General features: G+C 65.5%; 16 protein-coding genes. 1 reads left to right on the forward strand and 15 read right to left on the reverse strand.

What is annotated here, in order from left to right:
* Nucleotides 1–135: 135 nt before the first annotated feature.
* The 4 genes from rnc to ACESY8_RS01945 all read right to left on the reverse strand — a co-directional run bounded on the left by rnc (nucleotide 136) and on the right by ACESY8_RS01945 (nucleotide 2,956).
* On the reverse strand, nucleotides 136–813 hold the full coding sequence (rnc, locus tag ACESY8_RS01930) for a ribonuclease III (protein WP_054338529.1): 678 nt from the start codon (nucleotides 811–813) through the stop codon (nucleotides 136–138).
* A 65-nt stretch (nucleotides 814–878) separates the two neighbouring features.
* Nucleotides 879–1,112 carry an acyl carrier protein gene (locus ACESY8_RS01935; protein ID WP_009259238.1) on the reverse strand — a complete coding sequence of 78 codons (234 nt, stop codon included), beginning with the start codon at nucleotides 1,110–1,112 and terminating at the stop codon, nucleotides 879–881.
* A 104-nt stretch (nucleotides 1,113–1,216) separates the two neighbouring features.
* Nucleotides 1,217–2,239, reverse strand: a complete 1,023-nt coding sequence (gene plsX, locus ACESY8_RS01940; RefSeq protein WP_154024811.1) for a phosphate acyltransferase PlsX — start codon at nucleotides 2,237–2,239, stop codon at nucleotides 1,217–1,219.
* A 465-nt stretch (nucleotides 2,240–2,704) separates the two neighbouring features.
* Nucleotides 2,705–2,956, reverse strand: coding sequence for a helix-turn-helix domain-containing protein (locus ACESY8_RS01945; RefSeq protein ID WP_007495326.1), 252 nt, complete (start codon nucleotides 2,954–2,956; stop codon nucleotides 2,705–2,707).
* Between the two features lie 72 nt (nucleotides 2,957–3,028).
* On the opposite strand from ACESY8_RS01945, the gene ACESY8_RS01950 reads away from it, so the two are divergent.
* Nucleotides 3,029–3,283, forward strand: coding sequence for a DUF6809 family protein (locus ACESY8_RS01950; protein ID WP_054338528.1), 255 nt, complete (start codon nucleotides 3,029–3,031; stop codon nucleotides 3,281–3,283).
* Between the two features lie 289 nt (nucleotides 3,284–3,572).
* On the opposite strand, the gene trmFO is transcribed toward ACESY8_RS01950, so the two are convergent.
* From trmFO to ACESY8_RS02005, 11 genes are all read right to left on the reverse strand, one after another.
* Nucleotides 3,573–4,877 (reverse strand): methylenetetrahydrofolate--tRNA-(uracil(54)-C(5))-methyltransferase (FADH(2)-oxidizing) TrmFO, encoded by a 1,305-nt coding sequence (gene trmFO / locus ACESY8_RS01955; protein WP_054338527.1) that lies wholly within the window; start codon nucleotides 4,875–4,877, stop codon nucleotides 3,573–3,575.
* Nucleotides 4,878–4,898: 21 nt separating this feature from the next.
* Nucleotides 4,899–5,516: a flavodoxin family protein gene (locus ACESY8_RS01960; protein ID WP_055180091.1), complete on the reverse strand. Its 618-nt coding sequence runs from the start codon at nucleotides 5,514–5,516 to the stop codon at nucleotides 4,899–4,901.
* 21 nt (nucleotides 5,517–5,537) lie between these two features.
* Nucleotides 5,538–6,251: a TraX family protein gene (locus tag ACESY8_RS01965; protein WP_434307930.1), complete on the reverse strand. Its 714-nt coding sequence runs from the start codon at nucleotides 6,249–6,251 to the stop codon at nucleotides 5,538–5,540.
* A 78-nt stretch (nucleotides 6,252–6,329) separates the two neighbouring features.
* A complete protein-coding gene (gene topA, locus ACESY8_RS01970; RefSeq protein WP_434307929.1) occupies nucleotides 6,330–8,675 on the reverse strand; it encodes a type I DNA topoisomerase in 2,346 nt (781 codons plus the stop codon).
* A 21-nt stretch (nucleotides 8,676–8,696) separates the two neighbouring features.
* Entirely contained in the window at nucleotides 8,697–9,833 is a 1,137-nt protein-coding gene (gene dprA / locus ACESY8_RS01975) for a DNA-processing protein DprA (RefSeq protein WP_498794533.1), read from the reverse strand.
* A 33-nt stretch (nucleotides 9,834–9,866) separates the two neighbouring features.
* Nucleotides 9,867–10,625, reverse strand: a complete 759-nt coding sequence (locus ACESY8_RS01980) for a TrmH family RNA methyltransferase (RefSeq protein WP_204682423.1) — start codon at nucleotides 10,623–10,625, stop codon at nucleotides 9,867–9,869.
* Nucleotides 10,626–10,636: 11 nt separating this feature from the next.
* Nucleotides 10,637–11,290 carry a potassium channel family protein gene (locus ACESY8_RS01985; protein ID WP_007495343.1) on the reverse strand — a complete coding sequence of 218 codons (654 nt, stop codon included), beginning with the start codon at nucleotides 11,288–11,290 and terminating at the stop codon, nucleotides 10,637–10,639.
* Between the two features lie 38 nt (nucleotides 11,291–11,328).
* Nucleotides 11,329–12,711 carry a TrkH family potassium uptake protein gene (locus ACESY8_RS01990; protein ID WP_009259248.1) on the reverse strand — a complete coding sequence of 461 codons (1,383 nt, stop codon included), beginning with the start codon at nucleotides 12,709–12,711 and terminating at the stop codon, nucleotides 11,329–11,331.
* Nucleotides 12,712–12,941: 230 nt separating this feature from the next.
* Nucleotides 12,942–14,891, reverse strand: coding sequence for a lysine--tRNA ligase (gene lysS, locus ACESY8_RS01995; protein ID WP_007495347.1), 1,950 nt, complete (start codon nucleotides 14,889–14,891; stop codon nucleotides 12,942–12,944).
* Nucleotides 14,892–14,902: 11 nt separating this feature from the next.
* Complete coding sequence (gene greA / locus ACESY8_RS02000) at nucleotides 14,903–15,376, reverse strand: transcription elongation factor GreA (protein ID WP_007495349.1); 474 nt, start codon at nucleotides 15,374–15,376, stop codon at nucleotides 14,903–14,905.
* 152 nt (nucleotides 15,377–15,528) lie between these two features.
* Nucleotides 15,529–16,242 carry a hypothetical protein gene (locus tag ACESY8_RS02005; protein ID WP_054338524.1) on the reverse strand — a complete coding sequence of 238 codons (714 nt, stop codon included), beginning with the start codon at nucleotides 16,240–16,242 and terminating at the stop codon, nucleotides 15,529–15,531.
* Between the last annotated feature and the right edge of the window lie 110 nt (nucleotides 16,243–16,352).

Consider the following 16,352-nt stretch of genomic DNA (forward strand, 5'->3'; position numbering starts at 1 on the left):
CCCCCCCCGCCCCCGTTTCTCTCCATCTGTCCGGGCGGAGTGAATCCGCCCGGCATCAAGATTTTGCTCCGCAAAATGCTTGACGCCGCTGACGCGGCGGCTCGCTTTCGCTCGCAAAAGAGGCGGAGCGGCCGGTTATTCCCCAGCCCTCAGCTTCTCTATCGCAGCCTTAGCCGCGTTCTGCTCCGCCTCTTTTTTGCTGCGGCCGCGGCCCTGGCCGATGGGGATGCCGTTGAGATCCACCTCCACCGAGAAGATCTTGGCGTGATCAGGGCCCTCGGCGCCGATGAGCTGGTAGCCCAGCACCTGGCCGCTCTCCCGCTGCACCAGCTCCTGAAGGGCGGTCTTGTAATCGCGGCTGGCGCTCTTCTCCGCCTCCCGGTCCAGGATGAACTTCTGGATGAGCTTCCGGGCCGAGCCGATGCCGCCGTCCAGGTACACGGCGGCCAGCACCGCCTCCACCGCGTCGGCAATGATGGAGGGCCGCTCCCGGCCGCCGCCGGCCTCCTCCCCCTTGCCCAGCTTCAGGTAGGCGCCCAGCTCCAGGCACTGGGCCACTTCCACCAGGCTGCCCTCACACACCAGGGCCGCCCGGGTGCGGGTCAGATCCCCTTCTGGCAGGTCGGGGTGGGTGCGGAACAGGTAGTCGGCCACGACCATACCAAGCACAGAGTCCCCCAGGAATTCCAGCCGCTCATTGCTCTGCAGCCCCTTGGCCTTGTTCTCGTTGGCGTAGGAGCTGTGGGTGAGGGCGTTTTCCAGAAGGGCCCGGTTGGTAAACCGGTAACCCAGCTTTTCTTCCAATGCCTCCATGGCCGATCCTCCCTTTCAAAGCCGGAGCCCCGCCGGGAGGCGGGGCTCCTGTCTCTTTGGTTTCTTCAGTCCTCCAGCTTAGACTTGAGGTAGCGGACCAGATCCGCCACGGTGGAGATACCGGACAGATCCTCCTCGTCCATGTCCTCCAGGCCAAACTCCTCTTCCACGGCCATGGTCATCTCCACGATGTCCAGGGAGTCGGCCCCCAGATCCTCAAACGAGGTGTCCATGGTAATGCTGTCCACGTCCACGCCGAACTGTTCGGACAGCAGGGCGGCGAGCTTCTCGAAAATCATGTTCATCTACTCCTGTCGCTTCCGTCGTTCCCGACGGTGTCATTGCACTATGATAATAGGCAAGTTTCTCCCGCCTGTCAATAGGAAAGTCAAAATTTTCCCATTTACTCACTGCGCAGGCGCATGTGGTCGATATTTTCGGTGATGTCCTCAATAATGCCGGAGGCCGCGAAGCTCTGGGCCTGGCGGATGGCGTTCTTGATGGCGAAGTCGTCGGAGGAGCCGTGGGCCTTGATGACGGGCTTGGAGATGCCGATGAGGGGGGTGCCGCCCACCTCGCCGGAGTCCATCATCTTCTTGAAATCCCGCAGGCCGCCGGAAACCAGCACCGCCGCCAGCTTGGTGAGCAGGTTCTTCTTGAACATGGCCTTGAGCTGCTTGGCCATGAAGCCGCCGGTGCCCTCCATGGTCTTGAGGAAGATGTTGCCGGAGTAGCCGTCGGACACGATCACGTCCACCTCGCCGTACACCGCCTCCCGGGCCTCCACGTTGCCCACGAAGTGGATGCGCCCGGCCTTGCCCGCCTCGGTGAGCAGGGCGTAGGCCTCCCGCTGGAGGTCGGTGCCCTTGGAGGGCTCGGCGCCAATGTTGAGCAGGCCCACCTTGGGCTCGGGGCGCTTGAGCACCCGCTCGGCGTAATAGGAGCCCATAAAGGCGAACTGGAGCAGATACTCCGGCGTACCCTCCGCCGTGGCGCCGCAGTCGATGAGCACCGCGCCGCCGCCGCCGGTAGGCACCACCGGGGCCATGGCCGCCCGGCGGATGCCCCGGATGCGCTTGACCATCAGCGTGGCCGCCGACAACAGCGCCCCCGTGCTGCCCGCGGAGACAAAGGCCGCCCCGTCCCCGTTCTTCAGCAGGTTCAGGCCCACGGTCAGGGAGGAGTCCTTCTTCTCCTTGAAGGCGGTGGCCGGATTGTCGCACATCTCCACCACCTCGGAGGCGTGGACAATCTCCAGTCCCGGGGGCAGTTCGCCGATGCCGTCCTCCTTGAGCACCTTGAGGATGTCCTCCCCCCGGCCCACCAGAATGACTTCCACGCCCAGCTCCCGCACCGCGGCGAGGGCGCCCCGCACGTTGGAGACGGGCGCGTTGTCGCCGCCCATGGCGTCTACGATGATCTTCATATGTTCTCCTCCACTTTCTCTGTTCATTCCTGGATAAACGGCAACGGCGGGCGGGCGCCCGGCGGGGCGGGCGACCACAAGTGTCGCCCCTATGCGTTTGGGCCGCCCGGTGTTCCTGTAGGGGCGGCCTTTATGGCCGCCCGTTCTGTCCAATCCCCAGGGTGCCGGAGCGGGAACCCCGCGGCAGAGGGCGGATGTGGGCATCCGCCCCTACAGACGTGCGCCCGGCGGGGCGGGCCACCACAAGGGGCGCCCCTACGTGTTGGGGCCGTCCGGTATTCCTGTTGGGGTGGCCTTTATGGCCGCCCGTTCTTTCCAATCCCCAGGGGCCGGAGCGGGAATACCCACGGCAGAGGGCGGATGTGGGCATCCGCCCCTGCGGACGTGTGCCCGGCAGGGCAGGCGACCACAAGGGTCGCCCCTACGTGTTTGGGCCGCCCGGTGTTCCTGTAGGGGGCGATGCCCTCATCGCCCCGCCCCATCGTCTTGCCGCAGAGGCCGGGGCTCGTCCGTAAGGCCCAGGAGATAGTCGGCGCTGATGTTGTAGTGCTCACACAAAAGGGCAAGCTTGGCAAAGGTAGATGCCTTGCGGCCATTTTCCATTTCACCAATTTGATTTTGTTTGATACCGAGAAAATCGGCCAAGTCTTTTTGAGTTTCTCCCCTATCTTTTCTTAGGCATTTTAGCCGTGTGCCAAACAAATCATTGGAATACACCGAATCCCCCCTTGACATTTCCCACTAATAGCGTGTATACTAAATACACACTATTAGTGGGGTGTTGATAAAATGAATGACTTCCTACAGCAGCTCTTAGAACATGAGCTGGATAACAGGCACTTGGATTTCCGTCAGGCCCCCGGCTATCAAGAGCGGCTGGAGCGCATCAGCGCCTGCCACGACCAGATCCGCTCCTCCCTCGGGCTGGATTTTCTCGACCGCCTCAACGATCTGGAGGGCGAAATGTCCGATTATGAGCGGCTGGCCTGCTTCCGGCACGGCTTCCGTCTGGCCGGGCGTCTCCTCATGGAACTGCTGCCTTGAGCAGCGGGCGGATGTGGGCATCCGCCCCTACAGGTGTGCGCGGCAGGGCAGGCGACCACAAGGGTCGCCCCTACGTGTTGGGGCCGTCCGGCGTTCCTGTAGGGGCGGCCTTTATGGCCGCCCGTTTCTGTCAGAGCCCCAGGGGCCGGAGCGGGAATACCCACGGCAGCGGGCGGATGTGGGCATCCGCCCCTACGGACGTGTGCCCGGCGGGGCGGACGTCCACAAGGGGCGCCCCCATGCGTTTGGGCCGTCCGGCGTTCCTGTAAGGGCGGCCTTTATGGCCCCCCTACCGCCAGTCCAGCCCGTCCAGAAGCTCCAGGGCCCGCTTGGACAGCTCGGCATTTTTATTCCGCTTGCCCTTGACGCGGTAGCCCAGGGGCGGGATGATGCCGAAGTTGACGTTCATGGGCTGGAAGTCGGTGACGCTCTCGTTGCTGACATAGCGCGCCAGGGCGCCGACGGCGGTCTCCTGGGGGAAGTCCACGGGGGGCTTGCCCTCCAGCCGCCGGGCCAGCTCCACGGCGGCCAGGAAGCCGGAGGCGGTGGACTCCACGTACCCCTCCACGCCGGTGATCTGCCCGGCGAAGCAGACGCGGGGCTCCTTCTTCACCCGGTAATAGCGGTCCAGCAGCCGGGGGGAGTCCAGATAGGTGTTGCGGTGCATGACGCCGTAGCGCACGAACTCGGCGTTCCTGAGGGCGGGGATCATGGAGAACACCCGCCTCTGCTCCGGCCATTTCAGGTGGGTCTGGAAGCCCACCAGGTTGTAGATGGTGCCGTCGGCGTTGTCCCGGCGGAGCTGCACCACGGCGAAGGGCTCCTTTCCGGTCTTGGGATCGTTCAGGCCCCGGGGCTTGAGGGGGCCGTAGCACAGGGTCTGCTTCCCCCGGCGGGCCATGACCTCCACGGGCATACAGCCCTCGAACACATGCTTGTCCTCAAAGCCGTGAACCTCCGCCTCCTGGGCGGCGCACAGCTCGGTCCAGAAGGCGTCGTACTCCTCCTCCGTCATGGGGCAGTTGATGTAGTCCGGGGTCCCCCTGTCGTAGCGGGAGGCGAAGAAGGCGCTGTCCATATCCACGCTCTCGAAGGTGACCAGGGGGGCCGCCGCGTCGTAGAAATTGAGGGTGCGGCTCTCAGGGAAGAAGGCCCGGATGGCCTCCGCCAGCGGGTCGGAGGTCAGGGGGCCGGAGGCCACGATCACGTTCCCCGACTCCGGAATCCGGGTGACCTCCCCCTCCTCCACGGTGATGAGGGGGTGGGCGCGGATCTTCTCCGTCACCGCACGGGCGAACCCGTGGCGGTCCACCGCCAGGGCGCCCCCCGCCTCCACCCGGTGGGCGTCGGCGCAGGTCAGGATCAGGGAGTCCATGCGGCGCAGCTCCTCCTTGAGCAGGCCCACCGCGTTCTCCAACTGATCCGAGCGCAGGGAGTTGGAGCACACCAGCTCCCCGAACCACTCGGTATGGTGGGCGGGGGTCATTTTGGCGGGCTTCATCTCCCGCAGGGTGACGGGGACGCCCCGCTGGGCGAGCTGCCACGCGGCCTCCGAGCCCGCCAGGCCCGCGCCGATTACAATAACTGGTTCCATGGGTTCCTCCTTGTGTGGGACTCAGCGGATGAAGTGGGTGCGCAGAGGCTCCTCCCGCTCCGGCAGGCCGTACTTCTCCCGGCCCAAGGCGATGCTCTTGACCAGGAAGGCCATATTCCGGGCCAGGGTGCGCATGGTCTGGAGGCCCTCGGCGTCCTGGGCGGCCTCGCCGGGCAGGCGGCCGTGGATGCTGTTCCAGTACTGGCTGGAGGCCACCGGCATGCCGCTGATGGTAAAGAATTTGTTCAGCTCGTCAAAGGTGGAGGACAGGCCGCCCCGCCGGGCCGCCGCCACGGCGGCCCCCACCTTCATGGTCTTGTCAAAGGGGGTGGAGTAAAACAGCCGGGTCAGCAGGGCCACCAGGGTGGCGTTGGCCGAGGCGTAGTACACCGGACTGCCTACCACCAGCCCGTCGCAGGCCTCCAGCTTGGGGGCCAGCTCGTTCACCAGGTCGTCGAACACGCACCGGCCCAGCTCGGCGCACTTGCCGCAGGCGATACACCCCCGGATAACCCGGTTTCCCACCTGCACCCGCTCGGTCTCCAGACCCTCGGCGGCAAACACGGCCTCCATCTCGTCCAGGGCGGCGGCGGTATTGCCGTTGGGCCGGGGACTTCCGTTGAGCAGCAGAATCTTCATGCCAACACGCTCCTTTTCCGGTTACACGCCCATACACCACCCCACCAGGGCGATGACCGCCAGGTGAGCGGGATAGAAGGCGTAAAAGAACCACTTGGGAATCCTGAGGCCGGAGTGGGTGCGGCAGAGGATCAGCGGCAGGGCCAGCAGGCCGAAGATCGTCCAGTCGACGGCGTGGCCGCCCACCACCAGGGCCAGGGGATCCTCCAGGGAGCCGCCCCACAGGGCGGGAATCCAGAACATGGTATACAGCCCCGCCAGCAGGGCGGGCTTGTTCCGGCAGAAGTAGAAGATCAGCATCAGAATGACGCCGTTGTAGTTGTAGTCAAAGCTTCCGAAGGCCAGCACCAGAACCCCCAGCACGAAGAGCCACCAGCGCCGGGTGGTCAGCCCCCACATGGCCAGCAGGCTGAGGAAGAGGGTGAAGAAGATGTTCCAGTTGGTCAGGTTGCCCAGGATGTCGTCGGCGTTGAAGGCGAGAATCCAGAAGGGCTGGGACACCACGGCGAAAATCGCCAGCCGCCCCAGGTAGCGCCTGATGTTGTGGGTGTAGAGCAGGCCCACCGTCATACAGTAGCAGAACAGGGGGAAGGCCAGCCGGCCGATCCACCGGAATATGGGCGTCTCCGGGAAGAAGGCCCCGCCAATGTGATCCAGCAGCATGGCGGCGATGGCGACCAGCTTGAGCAGGTCGGTGTCCAGGTTGGTGCGCAGCTTTCTCTCTTGGGTTTCCATGATCTCATTCCTCCGGTATTTCAACTGAGTCTGCCGTCAGGGGGAATCCCTGACGGCTTCCACCGGTGGAAGCGGGCCTCAGGCCTCGCTCTTGGTCTTGGCCGCGGCTTTTTTCGCCGCCGGCTTCTTTGCCGCCGCCTTCTTGGGAGCGGCCGCCTTCTTGGCGGCCGGCTTTTTGGCGGTGGTCTTTTTGGCGGTGGTCTTTTTGGCGGTGGTCTTTTTGGCCGCCGCCTTTTGGGCGGGCTTCTTCTCCTCCTCAGGAGGGGCGCCCTCCGCCGGACTCTCCGCAGAGGCGGTCTTTTTCTTGTAGCCCCGCTGATCCTCGGGCAGGAAGTTGGGGCACTCCGGGTTGATGCAGAAGGGCTTCTTGAACCCCCGGCCCGACTTCTTGAACAGGGTGTGGCCGCACTCGGGGCAGGTCTCCTTCACCGGCACGTCCCAGGTCATGAAGTCGCACCGCTTGGCCTCGTCCTTGCTGGAGTTGTTCTCGCAGCCGTAGTAGGCGTATCCCCGCTTGGAGGTCTTTTTGAGGATCTTGCCGCCGCACTTGGGGCACTTGCCGGGCATCTCGATGACGATGGGCTGGGTGTGGTCGCACTCCGGCCAGCCGGGGCAGGCCAGGAAGCGGCCGAACCGGCCGGACTTGTACACCAGATTGCGCCCGCACTTGGGGCAGATCACGTCGGACACCTCGTCGGGTACCTTGATGCGCTCGCCGTCCAGATCCGCCTCGGCCTTCTGGAGCTCCTGCTCAAAGTCGCCGTAGAAGTCGCCCAGCAGGCTCTTCCAGTCCACCTTGCCGGTCTCCACCTCGTCCAGCCGCTCCTCCATAGTGGCGGTGAAGGCGGTATCCACAATGTCGGTGAATTTGTCCTTCATCAGGCCGGTGACCACCTCCCCCAGGGGGGTGGGGCGGAGGTTCTTGCCCTCCTTCACCACATACTCCCGGTCCAGGATGGTGGAGATGGTGGGGGCGTAGGTGGAGGGGCGGCCGATGCCCTTCTCCTCCAGGGCCTTGATCAGCGTGGCCTCGGTGTAGCGGCTGGGGGGCTGGGTGAAGTGCTGGTCGGGCTTGAGGGCCTCCAGCTTCAGGGCCTCCCCCTCCTTCAGATCGGGCAGGGGGGACTGGAACGCCTCCTCCTCCTCGTCCTTCCCCTCCACGTACACGGCGGTGTAGCCGGAGAACTTGAGGGCCGAGTGGGTGGCCCGGAAGGTGTATCCCGCGGAGGTCACCTCGATGGACACGCTGTCGTACACGGCGGAGGCCATCTGGCAGGCCAGGAAGCGGCTCCAGATGAGCTTGTAGAGCTTATACTGCTCGGCGGTGAGGGACTTCTTGATGTCCTCCGGGGTCAGGTTCACGTTGGAGGGCCGGATGGCCTCGTGGGCGTCCTGGGCGCCGGATTTGGTCTTGTAGACCCGGGCCTTGCCGGGGTAGTAGTCCGCGCCGTAGCGGGCGAGGATGAAGTCCTTCGCGGCGGCGGTGGCCTCGTCGGACAGGCGGAGGGAGTCGGTACGCATATAGGTGATGAGACCCACGGTGCCCTCCCCCTCGATGTCCACGCCCTCATAGAGCTGCTGGGCGATGGACATGGTCCGCCGGGGCGTCATGTTGAGCTTGCGGCTGGCCTCCTGCTGGAGGGTGGAGGTGATGAAGGGGGGCGCGGGGTTGCGCTGCTTGTCCTGCCGCTTGACGCCGGTGACGGCGAAGGGGGCGTTCTTCACCGCCTCCATGACGGCGTTGACCTCCGCCTCGCTGTTCAGCTCCACCTTCTTCTCCCGGCCGTAGAAGCTGGCCTTGAACTGCCCCAGGTTGGGGGCGATGCGGGAGAGATCAGCGTCCAGGGACCAGTACTCCTGGGGGACGAAGGCCTTGATGTCGGCCTCCCGCTCGCACACCAGCCGGGTGGCCACCGACTGCACCCGCCCGGCGGACAGGCCCCGGCGGATCTTCTTCCACAGCAGGGGGGAGATCTGATAGCCCACGATGCGGTCCAGCACCCGGCGCGCCTGCTGGGCGTTCACCAGATCCATATCGATGGCCCGGGGGTGGGCGATGGAGTCGTTGACCACCTTCTTGGTGATCTCGTTGAAGGTCACCCGGTAGGTCTTGTCGTCCGGGATGCCCAGCATCTCCTTCAGGTGCCAGGAGATGGCCTCGCCCTCCCGGTCGGGGTCGGTGGCGAGGAACACTTTCTCGCTCTTCTTGGCGGATTTTTTCAGCTCGTCAATGACCTCTTCCTTGCCCTTGATGGGCTGGTAGTTCAGTTCAAAGCCGTGCTCCACGTCCACGCCCAGCTTGCTCTTGGGCAGGTCGCGCACGTGGCCCATGGAGGCCTTCACCTCATAGCCCGGGCCCAGATATTTGCCGATGGTCTTGGCCTTCGCCGGAGACTCGACGATCACCAAATTCGATTTTGCCACAGCATAGTACTCCTTACATACTTAGTCGTCAAAGCGGACGGCAGCGGTAAACCGCTTGCCGGGAAGCTCATTCAGATAGCCCTGAGCCTGCAGCAGGGTCAGGGCAGTGTTCACCCGCCGGGCGGGAATCTCGGTGCGGCCCACGATCTCGTCGGGCACCAGGGCGCGGCCGCTCAGCAGGGCGAAGATGGCCCGCTGTTCGTCCCCCATGGCCTCCAGCTCACTCCGGGGGCGCAGAGGGAGGGGATTCCTCTCCGCCGGACGGGGCACCGGCTCCGGCGCCGGCTCGGCCGCCGCCTCCAGCCGCGCCTCCGCCCCCTCCCGGGACAGCGAAGGGGCCTGCCGCACCTTATGGGGAAAGCGTGTCACATATTCCACCAGAATATCCTGGGCCGAGCGGATCAGCTTGGCCTCGCCCCGGGCGATCAGGCCATTGGTGCCCGCGCTCATGGGGGCGTCCGCCGGGCCGGGGACAGCGAACACCTCCCGGTTCTGGTCCAGGGCCAGCCGGGCGGTGATCAGCGTGCCGCTGTGCTCGGCGGCCTCCACCGCCGCCACGCCCGCGGACAGGCCGCTGAGGATGCGGTTGCGGATGGGGAAGCGCCACCCCTCCGGCGGGGTGCCGGGCGGGTTTTCCGACAGGATGGCCCCCGCGGCGGCCACGTCCTCGTAGAGTCCCTGGTTGCGCCGGGGGTAGACCACGTCCACCCCGCCGGCCAGCACCGACACCGCCGGGCCGCCGCCCTGGAGGGCCCCCTTGAGGGCGGCCGCGTCGATGCCCTGTGCCAGGCCGGAGAGCACCAGCGCCCCCGACCGGGCCAGCTCCAGGCCCAGCCGCCCCGCCATGGCCACGCCGTAGGGGGTACACTCCCGGGCGCCCACGATGGCGACGGCCAGCTCCTCGTCAAAGCGGAAGAGCCGCCCCTTCACATAGAGCACCAGGGGAAAGTCGTGGAGCTGGAGCAGGCGCTCCGGATAGGCCGCGTCCTGGTAGGTCAGCAGGGTGAGTCCCAGCCGGTCGCAGTCGCCCAGGATGCGCTCCGCCCGCTCCAGGGATTTGTCCGCCAGGGAGCGGCAAAGCTTTTCACTCAACGAAAGCAGTTCGTACTCCCCGGGGTCGGCGAAGTAGGCCGCCTCTGCGGTGCCGAACCGGCGCACCAGCGCCGCGGCCGTGGGGGGGCGCGGCCTGGCTCAGCGCCAGCCCTCCCAGAGCACCACAGACGCCGCCACGGCGGCGTTGAGGGACTCGCAGCGGTCCCGCATGGGGATTTTCAAAGTCGCCCGGCAGGCGTCCAGCACCGGCTGGGACACCCCCCGCCCCTCGCTGCCGATGACCACGGCGGCGCCCTCCAGCGGGACGGCGCGGATGTCCTCCGTGTCGTCCCGCAGGGCGGTGGCATACAGGGGGGCGCCCGACCGGGCCAGCCGGCCGGTCAGCTCCTCCAGCGTCCCCTCCCACACCGGCAGGCGGAAGCAGGCCCCCATGGTGGCGCGCACCGTCTTGGGGGCAAAGGGCTCGGCGCAGCCGGGCAGCAGGAACAGCCCCGCCGCCCCGAAGGCGTCGGCGGTGCGCCAGACGGTGCCCACGTTGCCGGGGTCCTGCACCCCGTCCAGCACCAGCAGGCGGCCCTCCGGCAGCGTCTCCGGCGGAGCGGTGTCCGGCGTCCGGCACACGGCCAGCATGCCCTGGGGTGTCTCCACGGTGGACACCGCCCGCAGCAGCGCCTCCGGCACCTCCACCACCCGCACCCCGGCGGGCAGCTCCGCCGGGGGGGCGGTTCCCTCCGCCACCGCCAGCAGCTCCGGCGGCGGCCCCCAGCGCAGGGCCTCCCCCACCAGCTTGGTCCCTTCGCAGAGGAATACCCCCTGGGCCCGGCGGGTCTTTTTCTCCGCCCCCAGCCTGCGCAGGCGGGTGATCAGCGGATTTTGCCGGCTGGTGATGCGCTCCATGGCGGTCCTCCTTACAAGTCCTGGAGATGGTTGATGTCCTCCGTGCGGCCCAGGGCCACCACCGCATCGCCCGGCTCAATAACATAGCTGGCGCCGGGGGCCACGTTCAGCGCCCCGTCCTTGCCCCTGCGCACGGCGATGATGTTGACCTTGTAACGGGCCCGCACATCCAGATTTTGAATCGTTTCGTAGTGCCACTCCTTGGGCACGGCGGTCTCCACGATGCCGAAATCCTCGCTCAGCTCAATGAAGTTGAGCACGTTGGAGCTGGAGAGCCCCTGGGCCAGCTTGACCCCCATCTCGTGCTCGGGGAATACCACCCGGTCCGCCCCGATCTTCTCCAGCACCTTGCGGTGGACGTGGCTCTGGGCCTTGCAGATGACCCGCTTGACCCCAATCTCCTTCAGATTAAGCGTGATAAGGGCGGAGTTTCCGATATCGTCTCCCACCGCCACCACGGCGCAGTCGTAGTTGCGCACGCCCAGGGCCCGCAGAACCGAGGGGTCCCTGGCGTCGCCGGTGACGGCGTGGGTGACCTTTTCGGCCACCCTCTGCACGTGATCCTCCCGCTCGTCCACTGCCAGCACCTCATGGCCCAGGGAGCTGAGCTCCGTGGCCACGGCGCTGCCAAACCGGCCCAGGCCGATGACAACAAAGGTTTTCATAACGTGGAAAACACTTCCTTTTCTCCTGATGCGGCGCTTCAGCCGATCATGACGTTCATCTCAGGGTATTTGATCTTGGCCGGATGCCTGTTTCCGGTGATAAAGGCGATGGAGAAGGACAGGATGCCCACACGGCCCATATACATCAGCAGGATCAGCAGCCCCTGGGAGAAGGGGGTGAGGGTGGGGGTGATCCCGGTGGTCAGGCCCACCGTGCCCATGGCGGAGGCCACCTCAAAGGCGCTGTCCAGGTAGGGCAGATCCTCCACCGTGGACACCACCATGGAGCTGAACACAAAGACAAACAGCACCACCAGCGCCAGAGTCATGGCATTGAGCACCCGGCGGTAGTGGATCGCCCGGCCGCGGAAGGTGACCTGCTCCCGGCCCATGAGGCCGGAGCGCAGGGCCAGCAGCAGCACGCCCACCGTGGCGGTCTTGAGGCCGCCGGCGGTAGAGCCGGAGGAGCCGCCGATGAGCATCAGCACGCAGGACATGGCCTTGCTGGTGTCGCTGAGGCCGCCCTGGCCGATGGAGTCGAAGCCGGCGGTGCGCAGGGTGACGGACTGGAACAGGGCGTTGAGTCCCTTCTGCCAGAGGGGCATGTCCCCCAGGGTGGCGGGGTTGTCAAACTCCTCCATCAGGAAGAACAGGGCGCCCCCCACGATCAGCACAGCGGTGATGAGGAGCACCATCTTGCTGTAGACCGACAGCCTGCTCCAGCACCGCTTGTCCACAATGTCCTCCCACACGAAGAAGCCCAGGCCGCCCACTACGATGAGGGCGGCGGTGGTGCCCAGCATCAGGGGGTTGTCGTTGTAGCCGGCCAGGCTGCTGAAGGCACCGAAGCGCCCTCCCAGCAGATCAAAGCCCGCGTTGCAGAAGGAGGAGACTGCGTGGAACACGGCGTGCCAAGTGCCCTTGAGGAAGCCGAACTCCGGGATGAGGCACACCGACATGAGCACCGCCCCCGCCGTCTCCATGGCGAAGGTGCCGATGAGGGCGTGGCGCACCACCCGCACCACCCCGTCCATGTCGTTGAGGTTGAGGGTGGACACCATGATAAGCCGCTCCGACAGGCCAATACGCCGGTGGAGGGCGAAGGAGACGAGGGTGATGACCGTCATGAAGCCCAGACCGCCCAACTGGATCATGGTCAGGATGACCGCCTGACCGAACAGCGTCCACTGGGTCCACGTGTCCACCAGGATCAGGCCGGTGACGCAGGTGGAGGAGGTGGCGGTGAACAGTCCGGTGAAGAACCCGGCGCTCTGTCCGTCCCGGGAGGCGATGGGCAGGGTCAGCAGCAGCGCCCCGATCAGAATAATCGCCGCGAAGGAGCCCGCCACGATCCGGGTGGCGTTGAGGCTCCGGCTGCGGATAAAGCTGTCCCGCAGCCAGAGCGCGCATTTCTTGATCAAAGCCTTGGCCTCCTTAAGGGTGGGATGGAAACGATTTTGACGCAGAAAAGCATGCCGAAGGAAGGATTCCCTTCGGCATGCTCATTCAGTCCGGCGAATTCCAGCCGGGGATGGGAGCAGCGGGGGTATGAAACGCCCGGTCAGCACGCAGATATTCACTTCCCAGGCGCTTCTCCATGGCTCTCCTCATACCCCCTTGCACTTGCTCCCGCTTCCCAGGACAGACCGGCTCAATACAGCTTGGCGCCCGCCGGAATGTGGTCGTCCACCATCAGGCAGTGGAGCTTCTCCACGCCCTCCTCGTGGTGTACCGCGGAGATGATCATGCCGCAGGAGTCAATGCCCATCATCTTGCGGGGCGGCAGGTTGGTAATGGCGATGAGGGTCTTGCCCACCAGCTCCTCCGGCTCATAGGTGTCGTGGATGCCGCTCAGGATCACACGGTCCTCGCCGGTGCCGTCATCCAGAACGAACTTCAGCAGCTTCTTGCTCTTGGGCACGGCGGTGCACTCCTTGACCTTCACGGCCCGGAAGTCGGACTTGGCAAAGGTCTCGAAGTCCACGAACTCCTGGAACAGGGGCTCAATCTCCACCTTGGAGAAGTCCACCGGGCCCTGCTCGGCGGCGGGGACAGCGCAGTTGGTTCCAGCCGCGGCGCGCTTGGCGGACTCAGGCTTGTCCAGGGGCTTCATGGTGGGGAAGAGGATCACGTCGCGGATGGAGTCGGAGTCGGTGAGCAGCATCACGCAGCGGTCGATGCCGATACCCATGCCGCCCGTGGGGGGCAGGCCGTACTCCAGGGCGTTGATGAAATCCTCGTCCATCATGCCGGCCTCGTCGTTGCCCATCTCACGCAGGGCCAGCTCGTGCTCGAAGCGGCCGCGCTGGTCGATGGGATCGTTGAGCTCGGAGAAGGCGTTGGCAAACTCACAGTGGTTGATAAACAGCTCGAAGCGCTCGGTGAGGCGGGGATCCTTGGGGGAGCGCTTGGTCAGCGGGGACACCTCCACCGGATACATGGTGATGAAGGTGGGCTGGATCAGCTTCTCCTCCACCCGCTGGTCAAAGGCCTCGTACAGGGCGGTGCCCCAGGTGCGCTCGCAGCCCTCCAGATCGATGCCCTTGGCCTCGGCGGCCTTGCAGGCCTCCTCGTCGTCGGAGATGGCCTCAAAGTCCACGCCCACATACTCCCGGACGGCGTCGATCATGGTCATGCGCTTCCAGCCGGGAGTCAGGTCAATCTCGTTGCCCAGCCAAGTCACACGATAGGAGCCCAGGATCTCCTTGGCAGCGGTGGAGAGAACCCCCTCGGCAATGTCCATCATGTCGTGGAAGTCGGCATAGGCCTCATAGAGCTCGATGGTGGTGAACTCCGGGTTGTGCTTGGGATCCATGCCCTCGTTGCGGAAGATGCGGCCGATCTCATACACCCGCTCAAAGCCGCCCACAGTGAGCCGCTTCAGGTTCAGCTCGGTGGCGATGCGCATATACATGTCGATGTCCAGGGTGTTGTGGTGGGTGATGAAGGGCCGGGCGGTGGCGCCGCCGGAGATGGTGTTGAGGACAGGGGTCTCCACCTCCAGGTAGTCCCGCTCGTCCAGATACCGGCGCATATGCTTGATGAAGGCGGTGCGGATACGGAAGGCACGGCGCACGTCCTCGTTCATGATCAGATCCACATAGCGCTGGCGGTAGCGCATCTCCTTGTCGGTCAGGCCGTGGAATTTCTCGGGCAGAGGCTGGAGGGACTTGGAGAGAAGCGTCACCTTGTGGGCCTTGACGGAGATCTCGCCCCGCTTGGTCTTAAAGACCTCGCCTTCCACGCCCACGATGTCGCCGATGTCGGTCTTTTTGAACTTGGCGAAGGCCTCCTCGCCCAGCTCGTCCACGCGGACGTAGAGCTGGATGCGGCCCTTGCCGTCCTGCAGATCGCAGAACACGGCTTTGCCCATGCCGCGCTTGGACATGATGCGGCCGGCCACGGAGGTCATAGCGCCCTCCAGGGCCTCAAAGCCCTCCTTAATGTCGGCGGAGTGGTGCTTCACCACAAATTTGGTGATCTGGAAGGGGTCCTGGCCCGCATCCTGCAGCTCCTTGAGCTTGGCGCGGCGGATCAGGCGCTGTTCGGACAGGGACGGCTGCTCCTCGGGCTGGTTGACGCTTCTCTCTTCTGTGCTCATGACTCTGCTCCTTACTTTTGAATCTCTAAAATACGGTACCTCAGTACGCCGGCGGGGGCCTCCACCTGAACCTCGTCACCCACTGCGTTGCCCAGCAGGGCCTTGCCGAAGGGGGAGTCCTCGGAGATACGGCCATTCATGGGGTCGGCCTCCTGGGAGCCCACCACCTGGTAGCTCTCCTCCTCCTCGAACTCCAGATCCAGTACCTTGACCTTGGAGCCCAGGCGGACGGAATTGGGGTCGGTCTCATGCTCCTCGATGACCACATAGTTGGCCAGGATGTTCTCCACCTCCGCGATGCGGGAGTAGAGCTTGCCCTGCTCGTTCTTGGCCTCGTCGTACTCACTGTTCTCGGACAGGTCGCCGAAGGAGCGGGCCTCCTTGATCTGGTCGGCGACCTCCTTCTCCCGGACGGTCTTCAGATAGTTGAGCTCCTGCTTGAGCTCCTCCAAGCGCTCCGCGCTCAGCTTAAATTCTTTCGCCATTGCCGTATGCGCACACCTTTCTTTTTTGCTTCTTCCTTATCGGTCAAAAGGCCTCAACCAGGCCTCTTCTGAAATCTCAACAGAAACATTACGCCACGTTAATACGATATTATAGGTAGTTTCCCACCTTCTGTCAAGTCAATTATTTCCCATCATGTGGCATGAATCCGGATCTGTCCCTCTGTCAGGCGGCCGCACTCCCACAACAGGGACAGCAGCGGAAGGGGGGCCAGGTCCGGCGGCAGCCCCCCCTCCTCCAGTATGGGGCGCAGGCCGGCCAGCCCGGGCACGGGGCCGTACAGCCGGAGCACCGTTCCCCTCTCCTCCCCGCCCGGGCCGAAGGCCAGGGTCACGTCGGGGGCCGCCCCGCCGGGCCGCAGCACCGCCGCGCCATACTCCTCCCGCAGCCACGCCGCCAGTTCCTCCCCCTCGCCGGGCACATCCACCACCAGATGGCGCACCTGGGGACACAGGCGCGCCGCCGCAGCAAACAGCGGCCGGCTCACCCGGGGGCCGGACAGGGCCACAGTGGCCCGCACCCGCAGTATGCCCGCCCGCCGGAGCGCGGCCAGGGCCAGGGGGACGGCGATAGCCTGGCAGAAGGGCTCCGGGTCCACACTCCGCAGCCCCTGTCCCTCCAGCGCGGGCCAGTCGGGAAAATCCTCCGCCGTCAGCGCCCGCCGTACTCCTGCACGGTACAGGGCCGCCGCCCCCTGCTCCGCCCGTCTCTTCCGCCTGTCATCCCGCAGACCGGGGCGGACCGGCACCGACACCCGCAGACAGCGCAGGCCCAGCACCCGCTCCTCCGTCACCACCGGGCGGCGGCCCCGCCGCTCCTCCAGCGCCACAATTCCCACCAACCCCATCACCTCGGGAACAGGATATGCGCCGGGGCCCGGTTTATGCGGGCGGAGGATATAGGAAGCGGGGGGGGGGGGGGGGGGGGGGGGGGGGGGGGGGGGGGGGGGGGGGGGGG

Origin of the sequence: Clostridium sp. ATCC BAA-442 (assembly GCF_964239415.1) — a bacterium.
GTDB lineage: Bacteria > Bacillota > Clostridia > Oscillospirales > Oscillospiraceae > Flavonifractor > Flavonifractor plautii.